The organism is Nocardia rosealba (assembly GCF_020216065.1).
In the GTDB taxonomy this organism is placed as follows: Bacteria; Actinomycetota; Actinomycetes; order Mycobacteriales; family Mycobacteriaceae; genus Nocardia; species Nocardia rosealba.
The window spans coordinates 1,212,095-1,234,312 of record NZ_JAIWNA010000001.1; the positions used below are offsets into that span (position 1 = coordinate 1,212,095).

General features: G+C 67.5%; 25 protein-coding genes and 1 pseudogene. 13 read left to right on the forward strand and 13 right to left on the reverse strand.

Annotation, left to right across the window (positions count from 1 at the left end):
* The first annotated feature begins 60 nt into the window (after positions 1-60).
* Positions 61-1,098, forward strand: a complete 1,038-nt coding sequence (locus LDL21_RS05525; RefSeq protein ID WP_225279030.1) for a CobW family GTP-binding protein — start codon at positions 61-63, stop codon at positions 1,096-1,098.
* Here LDL21_RS05525 and LDL21_RS05530 read toward each other — a convergent pair.
* Genes LDL21_RS05530 through LDL21_RS05540 form a run of 3 tightly spaced genes read right to left on the reverse strand, consistent with a single transcriptional unit; the run spans position 1,095 to position 3,863 of the window.
* Entirely contained in the window at positions 1,095-1,526 is a 432-nt protein-coding gene (locus LDL21_RS05530; RefSeq protein ID WP_225279031.1) for a molybdenum cofactor biosynthesis protein MoaE, read from the reverse strand. The two genes, LDL21_RS05525 and LDL21_RS05530, sit on opposite strands and share 4 nt — an antisense overlap.
* A complete protein-coding gene (moaCB, locus tag LDL21_RS05535; RefSeq protein WP_225279032.1) occupies positions 1,519-2,661 on the reverse strand; it encodes a bifunctional molybdenum cofactor biosynthesis protein MoaC/MoaB in 1,143 nt (380 codons plus the stop codon). Before moaCB ends, LDL21_RS05530 begins: the two co-directional genes overlap by 8 nt.
* On the reverse strand, positions 2,658-3,863 hold the full coding sequence (locus tag LDL21_RS05540) for a molybdopterin molybdotransferase MoeA (protein ID WP_225279033.1): 1,206 nt from the start codon (positions 3,861-3,863) through the stop codon (positions 2,658-2,660). Before LDL21_RS05540 ends, moaCB begins: the two co-directional genes overlap by 4 nt.
* A 129-nt stretch (positions 3,864-3,992) precedes the next feature.
* Here LDL21_RS05540 and moaA point away from each other — a divergent pair, with 129 nt between their 5' ends.
* Both moaA and LDL21_RS05550 read left to right on the forward strand, forming a co-directional pair.
* Positions 3,993-5,051 carry a GTP 3',8-cyclase MoaA gene (gene moaA, locus LDL21_RS05545; protein ID WP_225279034.1) on the forward strand — a complete coding sequence of 353 codons (1,059 nt, stop codon included), beginning with the start codon at positions 3,993-3,995 and terminating at the stop codon, positions 5,049-5,051.
* Complete coding sequence (locus LDL21_RS05550; protein WP_067493080.1) at positions 5,044-5,286, forward strand: MoaD/ThiS family protein; 243 nt, start codon at positions 5,044-5,046, stop codon at positions 5,284-5,286. Before moaA ends, LDL21_RS05550 begins: the two co-directional genes overlap by 8 nt.
* Positions 5,287-5,345: 59 nt before the next feature.
* Here the strand turns inward: LDL21_RS05550 and LDL21_RS05555 are convergent, their stop codons facing one another.
* From LDL21_RS05555 to LDL21_RS05565, 3 genes are all read right to left on the reverse strand, one after another.
* Positions 5,346-6,227 carry an alpha/beta fold hydrolase gene (locus LDL21_RS05555; RefSeq protein ID WP_225279035.1) on the reverse strand — a complete coding sequence of 294 codons (882 nt, stop codon included), beginning with the start codon at positions 6,225-6,227 and terminating at the stop codon, positions 5,346-5,348.
* Between the two features lie 386 nt (positions 6,228-6,613).
* Positions 6,614-7,438: an NAD(+) synthase gene (nadE, locus tag LDL21_RS05560; RefSeq protein ID WP_225279036.1), complete on the reverse strand. Its 825-nt coding sequence runs from the start codon at positions 7,436-7,438 to the stop codon at positions 6,614-6,616.
* Between the two features lie 6 nt (positions 7,439-7,444).
* Entirely contained in the window at positions 7,445-8,056 is a 612-nt protein-coding gene (locus LDL21_RS05565) for a TetR/AcrR family transcriptional regulator (RefSeq protein ID WP_372462151.1), read from the reverse strand.
* Between the two features lie 132 nt (positions 8,057-8,188).
* Between LDL21_RS05565 and LDL21_RS05570 the strand changes: the two genes are divergently transcribed.
* The 4 genes from LDL21_RS05570 (at position 8,189) to nrdE (ending at position 12,018) form a co-directional block, all read left to right on the forward strand.
* Positions 8,189-8,758, forward strand: a complete 570-nt coding sequence (locus tag LDL21_RS05570; RefSeq protein WP_225279037.1) for an NAD(P)H-dependent oxidoreductase — start codon at positions 8,189-8,191, stop codon at positions 8,756-8,758.
* A gap of 388 nt (positions 8,759-9,146) precedes the next feature.
* Positions 9,147-9,380 (forward strand): glutaredoxin-like protein NrdH, encoded by a 234-nt coding sequence (nrdH, locus tag LDL21_RS05575; protein ID WP_067493089.1) that lies wholly within the window; start codon positions 9,147-9,149, stop codon positions 9,378-9,380.
* Between the two features lie 23 nt (positions 9,381-9,403).
* Entirely contained in the window at positions 9,404-9,874 is a 471-nt protein-coding gene (gene nrdI / locus LDL21_RS05580; RefSeq protein WP_225279038.1) for a class Ib ribonucleoside-diphosphate reductase assembly flavoprotein NrdI, read from the forward strand.
* Positions 9,875-9,912: 38 nt separating this feature from the next.
* On the forward strand, positions 9,913-12,018 hold the full coding sequence (gene nrdE / locus LDL21_RS05585) for a class 1b ribonucleoside-diphosphate reductase subunit alpha (protein ID WP_133733911.1): 2,106 nt from the start codon (positions 9,913-9,915) through the stop codon (positions 12,016-12,018).
* A 61-nt stretch (positions 12,019-12,079) separates the two neighbouring features.
* Here nrdE and LDL21_RS05590 read toward each other — a convergent pair whose 3' ends face one another.
* A complete protein-coding gene (locus LDL21_RS05590; protein ID WP_225279039.1) occupies positions 12,080-12,505 on the reverse strand; it encodes an RDD family protein in 426 nt (141 codons plus the stop codon).
* A 116-nt stretch (positions 12,506-12,621) separates the two neighbouring features.
* On the opposite strand from LDL21_RS05590, the gene pnuC reads away from it, so the two are divergent.
* From pnuC to LDL21_RS05605, 3 genes and pseudogenes are all read left to right on the forward strand, one after another.
* A complete protein-coding gene (gene pnuC / locus LDL21_RS05595; RefSeq protein WP_225279040.1) occupies positions 12,622-13,263 on the forward strand; it encodes a nicotinamide riboside transporter PnuC in 642 nt (213 codons plus the stop codon).
* 5 nt (positions 13,264-13,268) lie between these two features.
* Positions 13,269-14,015, forward strand: a pseudogene (locus LDL21_RS05600) (AAA family ATPase); the annotation flags it as partial.
* 169 nt (positions 14,016-14,184) lie between these two features.
* Positions 14,185-14,343: a hypothetical protein gene (locus LDL21_RS05605; RefSeq protein ID WP_225279260.1), complete on the forward strand. Its 159-nt coding sequence runs from the start codon at positions 14,185-14,187 to the stop codon at positions 14,341-14,343.
* 11 nt (positions 14,344-14,354) lie between these two features.
* Here the strand turns inward: LDL21_RS05605 and LDL21_RS05610 are convergent, their stop codons facing one another.
* From LDL21_RS05610 to LDL21_RS05620, 3 genes are all read right to left on the reverse strand, one after another.
* Positions 14,355-14,774: a hypothetical protein gene (locus LDL21_RS05610; RefSeq protein ID WP_225279261.1), complete on the reverse strand. Its 420-nt coding sequence runs from the start codon at positions 14,772-14,774 to the stop codon at positions 14,355-14,357.
* 223 nt (positions 14,775-14,997) lie between these two features.
* Positions 14,998-15,453 carry an RDD family protein gene (locus LDL21_RS05615; protein WP_225279041.1) on the reverse strand — a complete coding sequence of 152 codons (456 nt, stop codon included), beginning with the start codon at positions 15,451-15,453 and terminating at the stop codon, positions 14,998-15,000.
* 76 nt (positions 15,454-15,529) lie between these two features.
* Complete coding sequence (locus tag LDL21_RS05620) at positions 15,530-16,171, reverse strand: hypothetical protein (protein WP_225279042.1); 642 nt, start codon at positions 16,169-16,171, stop codon at positions 15,530-15,532.
* 289 nt (positions 16,172-16,460) lie between these two features.
* Between LDL21_RS05620 and LDL21_RS05625 the strand changes: the two genes are divergently transcribed.
* Positions 16,461-16,937, forward strand: coding sequence for a DUF3558 family protein (locus LDL21_RS05625; protein ID WP_225279043.1), 477 nt, complete (start codon positions 16,461-16,463; stop codon positions 16,935-16,937).
* On the opposite strand, the gene LDL21_RS05630 is transcribed toward LDL21_RS05625, so the two are convergent.
* Both LDL21_RS05630 and LDL21_RS05635 read right to left on the reverse strand, forming a co-directional pair.
* Entirely contained in the window at positions 16,926-17,921 is a 996-nt protein-coding gene (locus LDL21_RS05630; RefSeq protein WP_225279044.1) for an LLM class F420-dependent oxidoreductase, read from the reverse strand. The genes LDL21_RS05625 and LDL21_RS05630 overlap by 12 nt on opposite strands.
* Before the next feature lie 153 nt (positions 17,922-18,074).
* Complete coding sequence (locus LDL21_RS05635) at positions 18,075-18,761, reverse strand: DUF899 domain-containing protein (protein WP_225279045.1); 687 nt, start codon at positions 18,759-18,761, stop codon at positions 18,075-18,077.
* 78 nt (positions 18,762-18,839) lie between these two features.
* Between LDL21_RS05635 and LDL21_RS05640 the strand changes: the two genes are divergently transcribed.
* Together LDL21_RS05640 and mgtE are read left to right on the forward strand one after the other, a co-directional pair.
* Positions 18,840-19,457, forward strand: a complete 618-nt coding sequence (locus LDL21_RS05640) for a TetR/AcrR family transcriptional regulator (RefSeq protein WP_225279046.1) — start codon at positions 18,840-18,842, stop codon at positions 19,455-19,457.
* A gap of 290 nt (positions 19,458-19,747) precedes the next feature.
* Entirely contained in the window at positions 19,748-21,187 is a 1,440-nt protein-coding gene (gene mgtE / locus LDL21_RS05645; protein ID WP_225279047.1) for a magnesium transporter, read from the forward strand.
* Positions 21,188-21,190: 3 nt separating this feature from the next.
* Here the strand turns inward: mgtE and LDL21_RS05650 are convergent, their stop codons facing one another.
* Entirely contained in the window at positions 21,191-22,156 is a 966-nt protein-coding gene (locus tag LDL21_RS05650; protein ID WP_225279048.1) for a peptidase, read from the reverse strand.
* Positions 22,157-22,218 lie beyond the last annotated feature (62 nt).

The following is a 22,218-nucleotide window of genomic DNA, read 5'->3' on the forward strand; positions in this document are numbered from 1 at the left end:
GGCGGGGTTCGGCGAAGGTGGAGGGGCGGTGGGAGTGGACGGCAGCGGTGGGATGGCACCATGGGAGCCGTGATTCCTGTGGTGATCGTTGCTGGGTTTCTGGGGTCGGGGAAGACGACTCTGCTGAACTATCTGTTGCGCAACAACCGGGGGACCCGGATCGGGGTGGTGGTCAACGACTTCGGGGCGGTGAACATCGACGCGATGCTGGTCGCGGGGCAGGTCGATGCCATGGTGTCGCTGGGCAACGGGTGTGTGTGCTGCGCGGTGGACGTGTCCGAGCTCGACGATCTGTTCGCGCAGCTGGCGCAGCCGCGCAGCGCGGTGGACGTGATCGTGGTCGAGGCCAGCGGGCTGGCCGAACCGCGCAATCTGATCCGGATGGTCGTGGCGAATCCGAATCCGCGCATCGGATACGGCGGACTGGTCGAGGTGGTCGATGCCGAACAATTCGGTGCAACGAGCACCCGTCACCCGGAGTTGATCTCGCACCTGAAACTGGCCGACCTGGTGCTGGTGAACAAGGCCGACCGCGTCACGCCCGACGCTCTCACCGCCCTGCGGGAACAAATCACCGAGTGGGTCGGCCAGGTCCCCGTCTACGCGACCACGCACGGGCGGGTCGACCCGGGTCTGCTGTTCGACGAGCGCACCCGCGAAGAGCCGAAAGTGGCGCAGCAGTTGAGTTTCGGCGCCCTGCTCGACGACCACGACCACGACGATCCCGACCACCGCCACTTCCACGACGACTATGTGTCGGTGTCGTTCACCAGCGAGCGACCGCTGAATCCTCGTGCCCTGGTGGACTTCCTGGAAAACCCGCCGCGAGGGCTGTTCCGCGCCAAAGGGTGTGTGGCCTTCGCGGTCGAGGGGGAGCGGCGCAAGTTCGAGATGCATCTGGTCGGCCGCCACGTGACGTTCACCCCCGGCACCTGGGCACGCGGCGAACAGCGGGTGTCGAGCCTGGTCCTCATCGGCGCCGGCCTCGACGCGGACGCGGCCCTGGAACGCTTGCGCGCCACCGTCTTCGACGGCGACTCACCCCTGGACGACCAGGCGATGCTCGGCATCTGGCGCTACACCCCGAGCATGGTCTAACCGCAGGCGTTGACCCATTCCGAGAGCCCGTCGGCGAACAGCTGCCGCTTCCAGATGGGCACTTCGTGCTTGATCCGGTCGACGAGCTCATGGCAGACGGTGAACGCCTCGGCCCGATGCGGTGCGGCGACGGCGACCACGATCGCCAGGCCACCGATGTCGAGCGCACCGACTCGATGGGCGGCGGCGACGGGAAGTCCACTGGCCGTTGCGACTTCGGCGCACACCGCGTGGAGGAATCGCTCGGCCTGCGGGTGCGCGGAGTACTCGAGCGACGAAACCGACTGGCCACCATCGTGATTGCGGACCTTGCCGGTGAACACCACCACGGCGCCGAATTCCGGTCCGTCCACGGCCTTTTCGACGGCGGCGGGATCGAGATCGCGGTCACTGATCGCGGCCAGCGCGACCGTGCCCTTGTCATTCATGATTGCCGCCTCCGGCTACTTGCGCGAGCAGATGATCCAGCAGCGGCTCCAGCACGGCGATGCCGTCCTTCACCCCGCCGGGCGAACCGGGCAGGTTCACCACAACGGTGCTCCCGACCAGGCCCGCGACCCCGCGGCTCAGCGCCGCGAGCGGGAATTTCGCCGTCCCACGCTGCCGGATGGCGTCGGCCACCCCGGGCAGCTCCCGATCGAGCACGGCCCGTGTCGCTTCGGGGGTGGCGTCGGTCGGCGAGGCGCCGGTGCCGCCGGTCGTGATGACCAGCGACGGCGCCCCGGTCAGTGCGTCGGCCAAGCCTGCCGCGATGTCGGCGTCCGCGTAAACGAGCGGACCACGCACGGAAAACCCTTGTGCGGCAAGCCATTCGGTGAGCACCGGACCGGTGGTGTCGACGCGTGTCCCAGCCGCCGCGCCGGTGGACGCGACCACGACAGCGGCACTACGAGACCCGGCTGGGGCGCTGTTCATGGCGTGCCGAGAATCAGCGACGGCCGAACGTGATTCGGCAGCATGCGGCGATTCCGAGACGCCGACCGCAGCATCAGCGGCAGGGGCGACGGAGCCAGCTGCCTGCGAGATGCCCACAGTGCCGCCCGATCCGGCGACGGCCGGAGCCTCCGCGGCCTCGGTCGACGCCGGCCGCGCCTCCGGTCGCACCCAATGTCCGTGCTTGCCGCCCTCTTTGGTGACCAGCCGCACCCCGTTCAGCACCGCCGCCGGATCGACCGCCTTCACCATGTCGTGCAAGGTGAGCCCCGCCACGGCGACGGCGGTGAGCGCCTCCATCTCGACCCCGGTCGGCCCGGTGGTCTTGGCGCTCGCCTCGATGGTGATGGTCGTCTCGGTGAACCCGAACTCCACCTTCACCGACGACAGCGCCAGCTGATGACACAGCGGGATCAGCTCGGAAGTCTTTTTGGCACCGGCGATTCCGGCGAGCCGCGCGGTAGACAGCACGTCGGCCTTGGGCATGCCGTCGGCACGGACCAGGCGCACGACTTCGGCCGTGGTCTGCAATTCGCCCGCGGCGACGGCGATCCGGGTGGTGTCGGGCTTGGCACTCACATCGACCATGCGGGCGCGACCTTCACGGTCGACGTGCGACAACTCGCTCATAGCATCAAGATTCGCACAGTGGCACCGGCGGCGAGCGTGGTGACCTCGGCGGGAATGTCGACCAGCGCATCGGCCCAGGCCATACCCGCGATGAGATGCGAGCCGGGTCCGGACACGACCTCCACGCCGTCGTCGCTGGTCAGGCCGCGCAGGAACTGGCGCTTGCCCGCGGGGGAGCGGACCGGGGTGAGCAGGGGGAGCTGCCGGCTCGCGGGCGCGGGCAGCCCGGCGAGCGCCCGGATCACCGGCCGCGCGAAGACCGTGTAGGAAACCATCGTGCTCACCGGATTGCCCGGGAAGCTCAGCACGGGCACACCGTCGACCACCGTGTACCCCTGCGGCCCACCCGGCTGCACCGCGACGGAACCGAACGTCCCGCCCAGCGGTGCCAGCACCTCTTTGACCACCTCGAAGTCGCCCTTGGAGACCCCACCGGAGGTGAACACCACGTCTGCCTTCGCGACCGCCGACCGCAGCACCTGGGCGAAGACGGTCGCGTCGTCGGTGCTGTGGGCGATCTCGAGCACGTCGACGCCGTCGGCGCGCAGGGCGGCGGCCAGTCCGATCCCGTTCGAGTTGTAGATCTGGCCGGGGGCCAGCACCGAACCGGCCGGGCGCAGCTCGTCACCGGTGGTCAGGCACACCGCACGCAATCGCGACAGCACCGGCACACTCGGCAGCCCGACGGCGGCCAGCGCGGCGATATGACGCGGCGCGAGCACCGTGCCCGCCCGGGTGACCAGCTCACCCACTCGCACATCGGTGCCGGCTTCGCGCACGAATTCCCCATGCGCCCGGCCACGTTCGACAACGATGCGGTCGGCGCCCGCCTGCACGTCTTCCACCGGGACGACGCAGTCCGCGCCCGGCGGCAGCGGCGCGCCCGTCATCACCTTCATCGCCGCGCCCTCGGGCAGCGCCTCGGTGCCGGGCCTACCGGCGGCCACCACACCCGCGACCGGCAGCGTCACCGGCGTGACGGCGACATCGGCGGCCCGCACCGCGTACCCGTCCATCGCGGAATTGCGGAAGACCGGCAGATCGATCGGGGAGTGCACATCGGCGGCGAGCACGCGCCCGAGCGCGTCGGGGACCGGCACCTGTTCGGGGGTGCGGTCGGCGAGGTGGGCCAGCAGCGCGGCAACGGTGTCGCGGTACTCGTCCACGCTGCGCGCCGACGCGGTGGCGGGCCGGTGAGTCATGTGCCCAGCCTAATCGTCGTCGCGGTACCCGGTTCGATCGTGTTGCTCACTCTTTCCCCGCGCCCGCGGTGAGCAACGAATCGCCGCACCGGACCCGATGTGACGGCCCCGACGGGTCATACTGGAGGAATGACGCTGGTCGAGATGGGGATCCCCGCTGTGCGCTCGGAGCGGCCGTCTCTCGACGGCAGGCCCGAGACGCCGCTGCTGGTCGACCGATTCGGCCGCGTCGCCCGTGACCTGCGTGTTTCCATCACCGAGAAGTGTTCGCTGCGGTGCACTTACTGCATGCCCGAGGAAGGTCTGCCGCCGATCCCGCGCGAGGAACTACTCACCGCCGACGAGATCGTCCGGCTTGTTTCTCTCGCTGTGAAGGAACTCGGGGTGCGCGAGGTGCGCTTCACGGGCGGCGAACCGCTGATGCGTCGTGAACTCGAGCAGATCATCGCGGGCTGCCACGCCGCCGTTCCCGACACTCCGCTGGCGATGACCACCAACGGTGTCGGCCTCGAACATCGGGTGCGTGCCCTCGCCGAGGCCGGCCTGACCAGGGTGAACGTCTCCCTCGACACCGTCGACCGGCTCGACTTCGCCCGCCTGACCCGCCGCGACCGCCTCGAATCGGTCCTCAACGGCATCCGGGCCGCCCGCGACGCCGGCCTGGCACCGGTGAAGGTGAACGCCGTGCTCATGCGCGACAACCTCGCCGGTGCCGCCGACCTGCTCGCCTGGTGCCTCGCCGAGGAATGTGAACTGCGCTTCATCGAGGAAATGCCGCTCGACGCCGACCACGAGTGGGCGCGCGAACAGATGGTGACCGCCGCCGACCTGCTCGACGTGCTCGGCACCCGCTTCACCCTCACGCCCGCCGGCCGCGCCGACCCCTCGGCGCCCGCGGAGAAATGGTTGGTCGACGGCGGGCCCGCGACCGTCGGCATCATCGCGACGGTGACCCGCAAGTTCTGCGACGCCTGCGACCGCACCCGGCTCACCGCCGACGGCATGCTGCGCTCGTGCCTGTTCAGCGACCAGGAGTTCGACGTGCGCACCGCCCTGCGGGCCGGCGCCGACGACGCCGAGGTCGCCGAGCTGTGGCGCGGCGCGATGTGGCAGAAGTGGGCAGGTCACGGCATCGACGCCGCAGGTTTCGTCCCCCCGGAACGCACGATGGGAGCCATCGGTGGTTGAGGTCCGCTATTTCGCCGCCATCGCCGACGCGGTCGGCAAGAACACCGAAACACTCGACCTCCCCGACGGCGCCACCGTCGCCGACCTACGCACCACCCTCGCCACCACCTACGGTGCCGAGGTGGACACCCTGGTCCGGGTCTGCGCCTTCCTGATCGGCGACGAACTCACCCGCGACCCCGCGGCCATGCTCCGCGACCGGGTAGACGTTCTCCCACCTTTCGCCGGCGGCTGAACCCGGTCCAGCGCAGTAGCACCGACCGTCTGCAAGGTCGCGGCGACGCACGACCGGTCTCAGCGATCGGTCCGGCCGGTGTCCCGGACTCGCTCGGCGAAATCCGCGATGCGTGGGGCGATTTCCGGCAGGTGGGTCTCCAGGGCGAAATGGCCGGTGTCGAACAGGTGCAGTTCGGCCTGCGGCACGTCTGCGAGGTAGGCGTGGGCGCCGGGCTCGGGGAAGAACGGGTCGTGCCGGCCCCAGAGGATCAGGGTGGGTGGTGTGTGCGTCCGCAGCCAGAGCTGCCAGGCGGCGTAGCGTTCGAGATTGCTGTGGTAGTCGAAGGCCAGCGTCAGTTGCGCCTGCTTCCGTCCGGGCGCGTCGAGGAAGTGCTGGTCCAGGGTCCATGCGTCGGGGTCGAGCACATGCTGGTCGGAGACACCGGTTTCGTACTGACCGCGGGTGCCGTCCAAGGTCAGCAGGTCGCCGATCACGTCGCGTGATCCGGGGGTTTCCGGGGTCAGCGCGATGAAATCGCGGGCGCCGTCGGACAGGCCCTCGGTGTAGGCGTTGGCGTTCTGCACGATCAGTCCGGCGATCCAGTCCGGATGACGCTCGGCGATCCGGAAACCCACCGGTCCGCCGAAATCGAAGACGTACATGATGAATCGGTGCAGGCCGAGAGCTTCGAGGAAGCCTTCGGTGATGTCCGCCAGGCGGTCGAACGAATAGGCGAAATCCTCTGGAGCCGAGGTGTGCCCGAAGCCGGGGTAGTCCGGGGCGATGAGGTGGTACCGCCCGCCGAGGGCATCCATCAACCGGCGGAACTGGTGCGAGGCAGAGGGGAAACCGTGCAGCAGTACCAGTGTCGGCGCGTCGCGCGGACCGGTCTCACGGTAGAAGACGCGCACGCCGTCGACCTCGACGAATCGATGTGCGATCACAGGAATCTCGATCACGGAAAACCCTTTCACGGGAAAAGACTCATACGCCTGCAGCGACAGCCGGCTTTCTAACCGTCAATCAGTAGTTGAAAGGTTAGGAGATTCGAGTTGATTCCCGATTCGCGAAAGTTTCTCCGGAAGTCGTGGGCTGCCGCCGCTCACCTCGATGAGTTCGCCGACCCGCCCACGGACCCGATACGCCATGATCCGGGCCGAACGCGACAGCCGCGCGTCTCGAGCCCGCGCGCGGGTCAGCTCGCGACGAGCCCGTCGCGAACCGCCAAGGGGGACAGCCCCTGCCGGCGCCGAACGCGCCCGTCGCAGTGCGCCCTCGTCGCCAGTCGATCGGCCGCCGTCTCCAACGAGACGGCGTTCTGGTCGAAGACGATCTCGATATCGGCCTAGCGCCACCAGGTGTCGAGGGGAGTCACCGGCACGGTGCGCTTGTGGCGGGTGGCGGTGAACAGCGATTCGACCCGCTCGGCGACCTGCTCGCTCACCTCCTTGCCCTCGAGGTAGTCGTCGATCTCGCTGTAGCGCACACCGAGCGCGTCCTCGTCGGGCAAGGCGGGGCGGTCGTCCTCGAGGTCGGCGGTCGGCACCTTCGACCAGGTACTCGGCGGCGCCCCGAGTTCCTGCAGCAGCGCGGCACCCTGACGCTTGGTGAGGCCGGTGAGGGGGGTCAGGTCGACACCGCCGTCGCCGTACTTGGTGAAGAAACCGGTGACCGCCTCGGCGGCGTGGTCGGTGCCGACCACCAGCAGGTTCTCCTGCCCGGCCAGCGCGTACTGGGCGACCATCCGCTCGCGTGCCTTGATATTGCCGCGCACGAAGTCGCGTAGCCGCTCGTGGTCGATGGACCCGGCCACCTCGGCCGACACCGCGTCGACACCGGGGCGCACGTTCACGACGACGCAGCGGTCGGGGTCGATGAAGTTCAGGGCGACCTGCGCGTCGTGCTCGTCGGCCTGCACGCCGTAGGGCAGCCGCACCGCGAGGAAGGTGGCGTCCTTGTCCTCGGCACGCAGTTCCTCCGCGGCCAGCTGGCACAGCCGACCGGCGAGGGTGCTGTCCTGCCCGCCGCTGATACCCAGCACGAAACCCTTGGCGGGAGTGGTGCTCAGGTACTCCTTGAGGAAGTCGACGCGCCTGCGGACCTCCTGCTTCGGTTCGATCTCGGGTTGTACACCCAATTCGGCAATGATCTGTTCACGCAGTGTCCCCATGCCGTCTCACTCTACTTGGGCGACAGGCGAAACAACCCGGCGAACGAGCCATTCCCAGTTGTCGCCGATCTGTGCGCGGGTGTAGCCGAGCACCTCCATCTGATGCAGGACCAGCGCCGCCGAGAGCGTGGCGAGCAGGCCGTCGGCGATCAGAGCGAGCTCGCCACGCACCCCGGCCGCGCGCAGTAGCAGCACGATGTGGGCGCGGTGCAGCGCGTAGGGGCCGTCGCCGAAGCGGCCCTTCTCCTCGGCGGCGCGGTGCAGGTCGCCCTCGAGTTCGATATCGAGCAGCCGGGTTCGGCCGAAGGCGATCAACCGGTCGATCGGCTCGGCCTCGGGCCCGAGCGGGCCCGGTCCGAACATGAACGCCGTCTGGAACTTCTGCTCGGAGTGGTCGAGCAGGGCCAGCATCAGCCCGGAACGATTGCCGAAGCGGCGGAACACCGTGCCCTTGCCCACGCCCGCGCGCTTGGCGAGCGCGTCCATGGTGAGTCCCGCGACGCCGTGCTCGCGCACCAGCTGCTGGGCCGCGTCGAGCAGCAGGGCTCGGTTACGGGCCGCGTCGGCGCGCTCGGCCGGTTCGGCATTGAGGGACGACGGTTGCCCGATCCGCAGCACATCGGGCTCGTCCGACCTCGGTGTGCTGTAGCTCACGCTGCTCACACGCCCCTCCGGGGAAGTATTCGGACCGTGGTCCGGTTATTGTCGGATGAAACTTGGATCTTTCCACTGAGTACACCAGGAGTCGTCATGAGCGAGACCCGCATCCTTACTCTGGTCGGCAGCCTGCGCGCCGGGTCGATCAACCGCCGCCTCGCCGAGGCCGCCGCGCAGACCGCGCCCGAGGGCGTCGGCATCGCCATCTACGAGGGTCTCGCCGAGATCCCGTTCTACAACGAGGACCTCGACGTCCCCGGTTCCGTGCCCGCCGCCGCGCAGGCGCTGCGCGACGCCGTAGCCGCCGCCGACGCCGTCCTGCTGGTGACGCCCGAGTACAACGGCACCCTGCCTGCCGTGCTGAAGAACGCCATCGACTGGGCCTCGCGTCCCTATGGTGCCGGTTCGATCAAGGGCAAGCCGGTCGCCGTGGTGAGTGCCTCGATCAGCGCGCGCGCCGCCGAGTGGGCGCACGGCGACGCGGTGAAGTCCGTCGGCGTCGCAGGCGGTGTGGTCGTGGAGTCGGCCACCGTGCGGTTCGGGACCATCGGTGAGCGGTTCGCGCAGGTACACCCGAGCGAGGACGCCGAGGCGCTGACCCAGCTCGGCGCGGCCGTGCACGAACTGGTCGCCGCCGCGAACGGCACGCTCGTGAACGCGTAAGCTGACAACGCTCCCGACGGGCGCCGCATCGACACGGTCGATGCGGCGCTCTTTCGTTGTCGAGCCGGTTTGCTGAAGACTCGCCGGTAGGCGAAATCGTGATCTGAGCCACTGTTTCGGCTGCTCGCCGCCGGTGCGTCCTGGGACTTACCCGGTGGAAATTACATCTGTGCGACTCGCAACCCCTTGTGTTGTTCCCATCTGTCGGCCACTAGGTGTAGTGTCTTCGGTACTGGAACACGGTGTGAAGCCACTACTGATCGGGCCCAAGGGAAGGGGTTACGAGCAGGGCTTTCTTCGCCAGATCCAGGAGTTTGCGCAGCATCACCGTTCGTGCACTGCATACGGATCACAGGCTGTGGATCAGGCATAGGAGAGAGGGACTCTAATGACCGTCACCGTGTACACCAAGCCCGCTTGCGTTCAGTGCAATGCCACCTACAAGGCGCTCGACAAGGTCGGGGTGGAGTACGACGTCATCGACATCTCGGAGAACGCCGAGGCGCGCGACTACGTCATGGCGCTCGGTTACCTGCAGGCGCCCGTCGTCGTCGCGGGTGAGGATCACTGGTCGGGCTTCCGTCCCGACCGCATCAAGTCGCTCGCCGTCGCGGCCGCCTAGGACTTCGCTCGGAAGGAGCCGCGATGCCCGAACGGACGACTCCGGGCGGGCTGGTCTACTTCTCCAGCGCTTCGGAGAACACCCACCGTTTCGTCGAGAAGCTGGGTCTCCCGGCCACTCGGCTACCACTGCACACCGCTGAATCGCTGCGCGTCGACGAACCCTACGTGCTGATCACCCCCACCTACGGTGGTGGTCGGCACGTCATGGGTGAGCAACGGTCCGACAAGGACCTCGTACCGCGGCAGGTCGCCAAGTTCCTCAACGACCCGCACAACCGTGCCCTGCTGCGCGGTGTGATCGCGGCCGGTAACACGAACTTCGGCGAAACCTACTGTGCTGCAGGCGATGTCATCTCGCGCAAATGCGGGGTGCCGTACCTGTATCGCTTCGAACTTATGGGAACCGCTGAGGACGTCGCGCGCGTCCGAGAGGGATTGGGATTGTTTTGGCAACAGCAACCACAGCACCGGCAGGCAAGTCAGCCCGTCTAGAGCGGTCGGCGGTGCGACCCGACGCCGCGGGCGAGGTGATGGACTACCACGCCCTCAACGCCATGCTGAACCTGTACGGCCCCGACGGCGAGATCCAGTTCGACAAGGACCGCGAGGCCGCGCACCAGTACTTCTTGCAGCACGTCAACCAGAACACCGTCTTCTTCCACAACCTGGACGAGAAGCTGGACTATCTGGTCAAGGAGAACTACTACGAGCCCGAGGTGCTCGACCAGTACAGCCGCGGGTTCGTCAAGCAGCTGTTCCAGCAGGCCTACGCCAAGAAGTTCCGGTTCCCCACCTTCCTCGGCGCGTTCAAGTACTACACCTCCTACACCCTCAAGACCTTCGACGGTAAGCGCTACCTCGAGCGGTTCGAGGACCGTGTCTGCATGGTCGCGCTGACCCTGGCCGCCGGTGACGAGACGCTGGCGAGCAAGCTGGTCGACGAGATCATCGACGGCCGTTTCCAGCCGGCCACCCCCACCTTCCTCAACTCCGGCAAGAAGCAGCGCGGCGAGCCCGTGTCCTGCTTCCTGCTGCGCATCGAGGACAACATGGAGTCCATCGGGCGCTCCATCAACTCCGCGCTGCAGCTGTCCAAGCGCGGTGGCGGTGTCGCCTTGCTGCTGAGCAACATTCGTGAGCACGGCGCGCCGATCAAGAAGATCGAGAACCAGAGCTCGGGTGTCATCCCGATCATGAAGCTGCTCGAGGACTCGTTCTCCTACGCCAACCAGCTGGGCGCGCGACAGGGTGCGGGCGCGGTGTACCTGCACGCGCACCACCCCGACATCTACCGCTTCCTCGACACCAAGCGCGAGAACGCCGACGAGAAGATCCGCATCAAGACCCTCTCGCTCGGCGTGGTGATCCCCGACATCACCTTCGAGCTGGCGAAGAAGAACGAGGACATGTACCTGTTCTCGCCGTACGACGTCGAGCGCATCTACGGCAAGCCGTTCGCCGATATCGACGTCACCGAGAAGTACTACGAGATGGTCGACGACAAGCGCATCCGCAAGTCGAAGATCAAGGCGCGCGAGTTCTTCCAGACCATCGCCGAGCTGCAGTTCGAGTCGGGCTACCCGTACATCATGTTCGAGGACACGGTGAACCGGGCCAACCCGATCAAGGGCAAGATCACCCACTCGAACCTGTGCTCGGAGATCTTGCAGGTCTCCACCCCCTCGGAGTTCAACGACGACCTCTCGTACTCCAAGGTCGGCAAGGACATCTCCTGCAACCTCGGTTCGCTCAACATCGCCAAGGCGATGGACTCACCCGATTTCGGGCAGACCATCGAGACCTCGATCCGTGCGCTCACCGCGGTGTCGGATCAGACCCACATCTACTCGGTGCCCTCGATCGAGCAGGGCAACAACGAGTCGCACGCCATCGGCCTGGGCCAGATGAACCTGCACGGGTACCTGGCGCGCGAGCGGGTGCACTACGGGTCCGAAGAGGGCATCGACTTCACCAACATGTACTTCTACACCGTGGTCTACCACGCGATCCGGGCCTCGAACCTGATCGCCAAGGAGCGCGGTACCGCGTTCGGTGGCTTCGCCGAGTCGAAGTACGCCAGCGGTGAATACTTCGACAAGTACACCGACCAGGTGTGGGAGCCCAAGACCGACAAGGTCGCACAGCTGTTCGCCGACGCGGGCGTGCGCATCCCCACCCAGGACGACTGGCGTGAGCTGAAGGCCTCGGTGCAGGAATTCGGCATCTACAACCAGAACCTGCAGGCGGTGCCGCCGACCGGCTCGATCTCCTACATCAACCACTCCACCAGCTCGATCCACCCGGTGGCGTCGAAGATCGAGATCCGCAAGGAAGGCAAGATCGGCCGCGTCTACTACCCGGCCCCGTATCTCACCAACGACAACCTGGAGTACTACCAGGACGCGTACGAGATCGGCTACGAGAAGATCATCGACACCTACGCCGCGGCCACCCAGCACGTGGACCAGGGCCTGTCGCTGACGCTGTTCTTCAAGGACACCGCAACCACCCGCGACCTGAACAAGGCCCAGATCTACGCCTGGCGCAAGGGAATCAAGACCCTCTACTACATCCGCCTGCGGCAGATGGCCCTCGAGGGGACCGAAGTGGAGAACTGCGTCAGCTGCATGTTGTGAGCTTGCCGAACGACCTCGGTGCGGGTGATCCGCGCCGAGGTCGTTCGTCGTGATCCGGCACTCAGTCGAAGAAGTCGAAGCAGGCCCAGCCGCCACGGACCCACTGGGTGATCAGCTGCCCGAGTGAGGGGCGGGTGCCGTCGGCGTGGCGCAGGCTGAGGCCGAACGAGCATTTGCCGATGGTGGTGCCTGCCAGGTGCTGGACGATCGTGCGGTGCGTGAACGAGGCTCCGAGCCAGGCGAGCAGGCCGTACAGGACGGCGGTCGGGCCTTGGGCGACGTGCCAGGTGGTGAGGCCGATCGCGGCGTGCAGGGCCATGTCGATGAGGAACGCGGGGATCACGCCGGTCTCGGAACCGGTGGATGTGCGTCCGGTGAGCGGGAATTCGTTCTGCGCGGTCGTCGTCTCCGGGACGTAGGTCGATTGTCCGTCGCGCTCGTAGCTGCCGTTCCTCGTCGCGTGCCGGGGCGGTGCTGCGTTGGTCATGCGCCACAGATTGCTCGACTCCGCTTAACGACAACCGTGTGACGACCTTGGCGATGATCCCTTGTGCCGCACCCTCGATCAGGTTATTGTCGTGATGACTAATACTGATGCGGGGGATGACCGTGTTCGATCTGATAGCTGCCTTGCAGGAACCGCTGTTCACGCTGCTCGGCACGCCGGTGAGCTGGACCGAGGTGCTCGGATTCGGTAGCGGTGCGCTGTGTGTCTGGCTGGTGGCTCGCCAGCACATCGCGAACTGGCCGATCGGCATCGCCAACAATGTGTTCTTCATCCTGCTGTTCACGCAGGCCGGGTTGTTCGCCGATGCCGGGTTGCAGGTGGTGTTCATCGCGCTGGCCGTCTACGGGTGGTGGACCTGGGCCACCGGGGCGCCTCGGAGTGAGCGGCTGCCCGTTCGCCGGACCACCCGCACCGAATGGCTCGTGCTCGGGGCGTGCGGTGTGCTCGGAACCGCGGCGATCACCGTATTGCTCGATACCGCAACCGAATCGACGGTGCCGTTCTGGGACGCGCTCACCACCGCGCTGTCGCTGATGGCCACTTACGGGCAGTGCCGTAAACGCCTCGAGTCGTGGTGGTTGTGGATCGCGGCCGATGTCGTCTACATCCCCCTCTATGTCTACAAGGACCTCTATCTCACCGCGATCCTGTACTGCGGGTTCCTTGCGCTGTGTGTGCGCGGGCTGATTGCCTGGCGGCGGGATGTGCGGGCGGAACCGGCGGTTGTCGCGGTATGAGCACCATGAATGCCGCCGTCGGCCAACAAGAATCCGCGCGCAGGTTCACGCACGGTCTGGTGTTGGGCAAGTTCTATCCGCCGCATGCGGGCCACCATCATCTGGTGCGCACCGCCGCCGCGCGCTGTGACCGGCTGACGGTGCTGGTCTGTGCCGCCTCGGTGGAGTCGGTCCCGCTCGCCGACCGAGTGGCATGGATGCGTGAAATACACTCGCAGCCTGGCATTTCCGTGGTGGGTGCCGTCGACGACATACCCATGGACCTCACCGATCCGCAGGTTTGGGATGCGCACATGGCGGTGTTCCGTGCCGCCGTCCCCGAACCGGTCGACGCGGTGTTCACTTCGGAGACCTACGGCGACGAGCTGGCCCGCCGCTTCGCTGCCCAGCCGATCAGTGTCGACCCGCAGCGCCGCCGTTACCCGATCTCGGCGACAGCGATCCGGCGGGATCCGATGGCGCACTGGGAGTTTCTCGCACCACCGGTGCGCGCCGCGCTCACCAGACGCGTGGTCGTCCTCGGCGCCGAGTCCACAGGCACGACAACCATGGCCAAGGCCCTCGCCGAACATTACGGCGCCCCTTGGGTTCCCGAATACGGCCGCGAATACAGCGAGCGGAAACTCGCCACCCTCGGCCCCTCCGCCCACTGGTCCCAGGTGGAATTCACCTCCGACGAGTTCCCCCTGATCGCCGCCCGCCAGCAGGAACGCGAAGACCTCGCCGCCCGCGAGTCAGGCCCCGTACTCATCTGCGACACCGACGCTTTCGCCACCGAAATCTGGCACGAGCGCTACCTCGGCTACACCCACCCCACCCCTGCACGCACCCCCACACCAGCACCTCTGGCTGCTCACCGACCACACCGACGTCCCCTTCGAAGACGACGGCCTCCGCGACGGCGAGCACCTACGCCCTTGGATGACCGAACGATTCCACACCGAACTCACCCGAACCGCCCGACGATTCACCATCCTGACGGGCTCCCATCGTCAACGCCTCACCACCGCCGTAGCCGCCGTCGACCAACTCCTCGCCGAGGGCTGGTCTTTCACCGACCCCCTCCCGGAGAAGCGATAAACGGTGCGCACCTAGAGAGGCTGAGGGTCAGTGCATTCGAAGCTTTCGTCAGTGACAGCCGATGCGGCGTAGACGGTTTCACCCTCCATGGTTGCGGTGATTGCTCTGGGCTCGAGCGAGCGCATGATGCCCAGACAGAACATAACGGTTTCCGGATGGTCGGGCATCGGTGCGATGTCGCCGGGTTCGACGGGGAAGGGGTGGCGGGTACGAAGCGGCATAGCGACGGTGAATGTTTCGGCGAAGGTGCTCTCGGGGCCGAGCGGGAGGAACAGGGGCGAGGGCGGAGCTTGGTAGAGCAGCATGGGGCAATCATCGAAGCCGATAGAGCGTTTGCTGATCTCGACGGTGCCGTCGCTGCGCGGGATCGTGTTATAACTCGCGCGAGTCGGATTGCCCTTGACGTCGGGCATGAACACCGGCAGATACACCGGGAACGTGCTGTGGTTGGTGACTCGGTATTCGACGGTAATTCGTTGCGTGGTCGAGGTGAGCGCCGCGCTGAACTCGATACCTGGGTCGTCGATTGTGCTCGGTGCCGCTTCGCAAGGCAGCGGGTTCGGTGTGGGTGATGCTGTCGGGGTCGGCGGTGGTGTTCGGCATCCGGCCGTGAGGAGGGTGAATGCCAGGGCGGTCGCGGTTGTTTGCCGGGCGCTAGCCGAGTAAGGCGAGCATCTCGAGTGCGGCGCCGAGGCCACGGAACCACTCCTTGATCAGTCGTCCGAGGGTGGGGTAGGTGCCGTCGGTGTAGCGCATGCGGAGGCCGAAGACGGCCTTGCCGAGCGTCGCTCGGGTGAGGCGTTGGATGACGGTGCGGTGCAGGAACGATGCGGTGAGCCAGGCGAGTACGCCGTAGAGCAGCGATATCGAGCCGGGGACGGCGAACCATGTGGCGGCGCCGATCGCGAGGTGCAGCGACATGTCCAAGGGGAACGCGAACCACATTCGGGTGGTGCTGTTGGTCGAATCCTTCGCCAGCAGCGGCCATTCCGCGTCGCGGTCCGGTTTGGCGGGCACTGCCGGGACGAATACCAGCCGACCGTCGCTGTCCCGCTCGTATCTGGCGCTGAGAAGCTTGGTCTCTTTCCGCATCTCCACCGAGTCGCTCATATCGGCAACGTAGGTGGGGGCGCTTAACGGGAACCGTTGATCATGCCAATACCGCCGCCGGACCAGGTCGAGCCCCTTAGTCCACCTGGACTTCGGCGTTCGGCAGCGAATCACTCTCGTGCGCAGGGGGTTTGCTCTCAGCCATCCGCCAAATCTCGCGCCCGGTGAGCTCCGGGAACGCGGTGCTGAGCAGCACGGCGGTGGCGAAGCGGTCGCGGGCGCGGGTGTCGAGGATGGAGCCCGCGTGACGGAGTGCTTCGGCGCGGGCGGCGGTGGTGGCGATGCGCTCGGCGAACTTGTCGGCGCGGGTGCTCGCTCCGCGGGACTGCCAGAACAGCAGGGCGCTGGCCGCACCGGGCAGCAGGCCCGCGGCCACGGTGGCGAGCCCCTGGGGGTCGCCCGGGTCGTCGCCGATCAGGCCGTACATCACCACGCCGATCGCGATCACGCCGCACACCAGCGAGGCGATGGTCGCCAGACGCTGCTGCTGGAGCGCGCTGTGATGATGCTCGATGTCGAGGGCCGAGCGCTCGCGGGCGGCGGCCTCGAGCCAGTCGGCCTTCGGTTCCGCGCCGGCGTCCTCGGTGATCGTCTTACTGAGCTGCTGGACGCGAACGCGTGAGCGTCGCGCGTCGAGGAGTTGGAGCGCGGCCGCGTAGGCGGCGCCCAATGTAGTCGAGCTCGCCGCCAGTAGTTCGACGGGCACAGTGGCACTCATCGTCGGATTCCCCTTCCCGACCTGCCGAGGGGCAGGCCCGGCAGCGATCCTACGTCGCCACCCAGCGGATGTTCGGAGTCGGAAAGCCCGCCGCGGAAGGAAGATTCAGCAGAAGCCGCGCGGTGCCGAGAGGATCCGAACGACGGTGGACCGTACGGGTCTGCCACAACCCGGACGGTCGGCAGTGGTGACCGCGACAGTATCGGGCGACGCGGGGTCGGATCAGGACAATTGCTTGGTAGCTTGGGCGCGTTTTGTCGGGCAGTGGAAGGGACCTGGGATGCGCCGGTTGTCGACGATTGGCCTGGGGATCGTGGTGGCGGGCACGGTCGCCGGATGTTCCGGGGACGACCCGGCGGCGAAGGCGCTGTTCGAGCCGTGCGCGGGGGTGGGGGAGCAGGCGCTGACCCAGGCGGGGGTCGACCCGGCGTCGCGAGTCCCCGCCGGGTCGGCGGAGGTGGGGTGGCAGACGTGCGCGTGGGACGGTGCGACCGCTTCGTTGCGGGTGTACTCGGCGGAGCGTTCGCTCGAGGAGTTCGAGGCCGAGGCCGGTCCGGGCAACTTCTACGACATCACGGTCGCCGGACGTGCGGGACGCAAACTGGTCGACTCGGCCTCGCTGACCACGGTGTGCGATGTCGTCTTCGGCGCCGAACAGGGGGTGGTTCGCATGATCGTGGTGACCAACCCGGGCCAGCCCGCGCCGGATGCCTGCGCGACACTGACCCGGATGGGCGAGGCGATCGTCCCCGCCCTACCCGCCTAGCGCGGGAATCACCTCGCGCTCGAACAGTTCGATACCGGAGGTGTCGTAGGCGGCCTCGGGGAAGTTGAGGATGGCGTAGCCGAGGCCGAGATCCTTGACCGCGCCCAGCCGTTCGGCGATCTGCTCGGGCGTGCCGGTGGCGGCGCTGCTCGCGAAGTTGTCGGTGACGTAGGTCTTGGCCGCGTCGGCGCCGAGGAAGGGTGTGTAGCGGTCGATGATGAGCGAGAGCCGTTCCTGCACTTCGGTTTCCGTGGTTCCCACCACGGCGTTGAAGTTGGAGCTGCGGGTGATGGCGGCGAAGTCGGTGCCCACCTCGGCGCAGTGTTCGCGCAGGATTTCGGACTTGCGGATGAACTCGTCGGGGACGGCGCTGAAGTTGGTGTAGTTCGCGTATTTCGCGGCGATGCGCAGCGTCTTCTTCTCCCCACCACCGGCGACCCAGATGGGAATCCCGTTCTCCTGCAACGGGCGTGGGTGCACGATGGCGCCGTCGACCTGGTAGTACCTGCCGTCGAGGGTGGCGCGCCCGGTCCGCCATGCCTGACGGAAGATCTGCACGCCCTCGTCGAGCCTGCCCAGGCGTTCACCGGCGGGCGGGAAGCCGTAACCGTAAGCGCGCCATTCGTGTTCGTACCAGCCGGCGCCGATACCCATCTCCACCCGGCCACCCGAGATCAGATCGACCGTGGCCGCGACCTTGGCCAGATAGGCGGGGTTGCGGTAGCTCATGGCCGTACACATCTGCCCCAGCCGCACCCGGCTGGTCGAGGCGGCGAAGGCCGACATCAGCGACCACGCCTCGTGGGTCGCCTCGTCGGTGGGCACCGGGGTGGTGTGGAAGTGGTCGTACACCCAGATCGACTCCCACACGCCGCCGCTGTCGAACCGCTCGGCCAGTTCGCGCATCACCGTCCACTGGTCGGCCGGTTCGATGTCGACCAGGTCGAGCCGCCAGCCCTGGGGGACGAAGATGCCGAAGCGCACAGGTTTCTCCTCAGTGTGTTGACAACCGATGTCGCCGCGCCACGCACCGCGGCTTTCGGTCTCCACTGTTCCCATTGCCGCCCACTCCGGCAACTATTGTGCGCGCGCCGCGCCGAATCCCCGACCGGCGGTTTTCGCCTGCGATCAGCCCTCTCAGGCGTTCGGGTCGCCGTAGGACGCGGCGATGTCCTTGGAGCTGGGCCAGCGGCTGTAGGTGGGTGACTGCGGCCAGCCTTCGGGGCTGTCCTGCCACTCCTCCTGGCGCCCGTAGGGGAGGGCGTCGATCAGACCGAAGGTGTAGGCGAGCTGTTCGGTGCCGCGACCGTCGGTGTGCCAGCTGCGGTAGACGGTGTCGCCGTCGCGCAGGAAGGTGTTCACCGCGAAGCCCGCCCCCGGGGCCGCGCCCATATCGGCGCCGAAGGGGCTGTCGGCGGTGGAGTACCAGGTCATGGTGTTGCCGACGCGGCGCTTGTAGGCGAGTACCTCGTCGATCGGGCCTTGGGTCACGATGACGAACCGCGCGTCGTAGGCGTCGAGGAAATCGAGCCGCGCGTACTGGGAGGTGAGCCCGGTACAGCCGGGGCACTGCCAGGTGTTTCCCGGCGTCCACATGTGGTGGTAGGTGATGAGCTGGGTGCGCCCGTCGAACACCTCGGCGAGCGAAACATCGCTGCCGTCTTCGGACTTCAGTGTGTAGTCGGGCAGGCGGACGGCGGGCAGCCTGCGCCGCTGGGCGGCGATGGCGTCGAGTTCGCGGGTGGCGGCCTTCTCGCGGACGCGAAGGGCGTCGAGCTCGGCTTGCCAGGTGTCGTGGTCGACGACGTTCGGGAGTGCGGTCATGGGTTCGGCCTCCGATGTGTACGGCGTGCACATTTGATATGTTCACACCATATACTTCGCGGAAAGGGTGTACAAGGGTTGGCGTATCACCACGGCGATCTCGCGGCCGCGCTGCTCGCGGCCGGCTTGGAACTCACCAGGTCCGGCGGGCCCGAGGCCTTGACCATCCGGGAAGTCACCCGTCGCGTCGGGGTCACGCCCAACGCCGCCTACCGGCACTTTCCCGACCGCAAGGCGCTGCTCGACGCGGTGTCGTCGGCTATCCAGGCCGACATGGCGGCGCGCATGGCGACCGACCGCGTACCCGCCGGGCCACGGGAAAGCCTGCGCGCCGTCGGGCTCGGCTACATCGCGTTCGCGCTCGCCGAGCCGGGCTGGTTCGCCGTCGCGTTCTTCGGCGCGGGAGACACCTCGCCCGCCGTGATCGCCGACTCGCCCGCCTATCTGGCCCTCGCCGAGGCACTCGACATGATGGTCCACATCGGCGACCTCGCCCCGTCGGCCCGCGAGGCCGCCACGTGGAGCTGCTGGTCGACGGTGCACGGCTTCGCTGAACTGGCCCTGCGTGGACCGCTGCGCCACGTCGATGGCGCGAAGGTCTGGCAGTTCGCCGAACAGGCGGTCGACACCGTCATCGCGGGATTGCCTGCCCGTGGTGTGACAGAGGCCACTGTGACCAGTGGTACGACAGCGTAAAGATGAAACGACCAGTCCTCGCATGTATCCTTCGGGGAGAAGTGTGGGCACAGGGCCCGCGGTGACGACGAGGAGGTGGTGTTGCAATGCGCAGCGAACCCCCTAGTCGAAGGCCGCGCGGCGTCGCCCCTTCGCTCTCGCACTGAAACCGGCCGGCTCTCTCGGCGGTGGTGCGTGATGGTCGTGGTGGCGGACGCCCGCGGTAATCCTCGCCGTCTCCCGAAACCATCTCGGCGCATGTACCTACCTCTGTCGTAGGCATGCGCGTTGTCGCGCCAGAGGACTGTCCCATGTCGCAGATCGATCTCGTCGAAGCACGTCACGTACCTGTCGAAGCCGTCGCGCACGAACCGAATCCTGTTGTGGCCGAGGACTATTCGGTGACCGAGGCCTTGGCGATCCTGTCCGAGTCGGTGCGTGACATCGTCGAGACCCACCGCGTGAACAGCGCGATGGACTGGCTCGACAACCGTCCGCCGCACGTGATCGCCGACGCGCTGGCCCGCATGGACGCCGTGCAGGCCGGGGTGGTGTTCCGGCTGCTCGACAAGGACCGCGCCATCACCGTTTTCGAGGAACTCGAGCCGGTCGACCAGCAGCAGATCCTGCAGGGACTGCGCGAGAAGAGCTTTCGCGATCTGGTCGAGGCGATGGACCCCGACGACCGCGCCCGCATGCTGCACGAGGCGCCCGCCAAGGTCGCCAAGAAGGTGCTCGAAGGGCTGAGCCCGCGCGAGCGCCGGATGACCGCCGCCCTGCTCGGCTACCCGGAGGGGTCGGTCGGGCACTACATGACGCCGGAAGTCGTTGCGCTCCCGGGCAATCTGACCGTCGCCCAGGCGCTGGCGTGGGTGCGTGCCAAGGGTGCCAACGCCGAAACCGTGTACACCCTGCCCGTGGTCGACCGGGGGCGCAGGCTCACCGGCATCGTCGAACTGCGCGAGCTGGTGCTGCACGCCCCGGAGGCGATGGTGTCGGAACTGGTGGTCACCGAGCCACCGTTCGTGCGGGCCACCGATTCCGCCGAGAAGGCGGCGCGGTTGATGAGCTCGACCAACGACATCAACCTGGTCGTCGTCGACAGCGAGGACCGGGTGGTCGGGCTGCTCACCATCGACGACGCGATGGAGGTGCTCGAGGCCGCCGACAGCGAGGACGTGGCCAAGCAGGCCGGTTCGGCGCCGTGGGAGGGCCACTACATGGCCGCCAAGGTGTTCCAGCTGGCGCGCTACCGGGCACTGTGGCTGATGCTGCTGCTGTTCGCGGCCACGCTCACGGTGAGCGTCACCGATATCTTCGCCACCACCCTCGAGCAGGCGGCCAGCCTGGCGCTGTTCATTCCGCTGCTCATCGGGGCGGGCGGCAACGCAGGCGCGCAGGCGGCCACGGCGTGTGTGCGTGCCCTGGCCGTCGGCGAGGTGCGGGTGTCGGATCTGTTCAAGGTGATCTGGCGCGAATGCCGGGTCGGCCTGGTCCTCGGAAGCATGCTGGCCGCGGCGGGCCTGCTGATCGGCACCGTGTTCGTCGGTCCCAAGATCGCCATCGTCGTGGCCGTCACGCTGGTACTCATCTGCGGCTGGGCCGCGACCATCGGCGGCACGATGCCGTTGCTGGCCAAGAAGTTCCGCATCGACCCGGCCGTCGTGTCGGCGCCGATGGTGACCACACTCGTCGACGCCACCGGGCTGATCATCTACTTCACCACCGCGAAACTCGTTCTCGGCATCTGAGTTTCAGTGCGGAGGGAAGAGGGCAAGGATGTGACCCATCACGTCGCGGGCCACGTCGTCGGAGGCGGCCGTGACCTCGACGACCGGCAGTCGCGTGCCGAAAGCCGTGCTCTCGGAAGGTAATTCGGGTCCCACGGCGGCGGTGTACATGGGAATGCTGCTGTCGTAGACCGATACGGATCGGTGCACGGTCCGGTCGCCGATCTTCTCCTCGGTGCTGCGTGCGGCGAGATAGGCGGGAACCCGGTATTCGTAACTGACGGTGATGTTTTCGTCGCGATAGCGGAACTGGCACTGGGTGAGCCGCTGCTGACCGATCTCGACCGTTCCGGCCAGCCGGGCGCGCACCGCGCAGGGGTCGGCGCCGAGCAGCACGGTCGACACGGTGTCGGGCGAGGTGCCCTGCGGTGGTGCCTCGCGCCAGCGCCGCACCATATCCGGCAGCAAACCGTCGGCGACGGCGCACGGATCCTGTCCCGGCGGGGTGGTGAGGCCGAGATAGAAGGCGGCGCCGGCCGGGAAGCGGGCGGTTGCCCCGCACGAACGCGGCATGGCGTTATCGCGGTCGGGGACCAGGCGCACCGCCACATCGCCGAGCTGTTTGCTCACGCCTCGTCCCGGTGTGAGCGGCGGCAGCAGCGTCGCATGCCAGGTCAGCGTGGTGCCTTCGCCCGGAGTGTCGGTGCCGAGGATCGCCCGGCACGAGTCGAGGCCGACGGTCACGCTCTGTACCTGCGCCAACGCGGCGAGGGTGTCGCGGGGGAGCAGGGCGCACACGTCGATCTGCCTGGTCGCCTGTGCGACGGTGGCGCGCTGGGCCTCGGTGTCGGCGGGTGCCGACCAGAACTCCGGTGGCGGTGCCGGGATGGCGGGCGGCGGTGGCGGGGTGTCGGCGCGGTCCGGTGCGTCGTCGCCGCAACTCGTGAGGACCAACAGCGCGAGCGCGGCGAGTGTGAAGCTGCGCAACATCGTCACCCCTGTTCTCGAACGCGAGCCGAAACCGGTGCCTGGTCATCGAGTCTGCCCGTGGT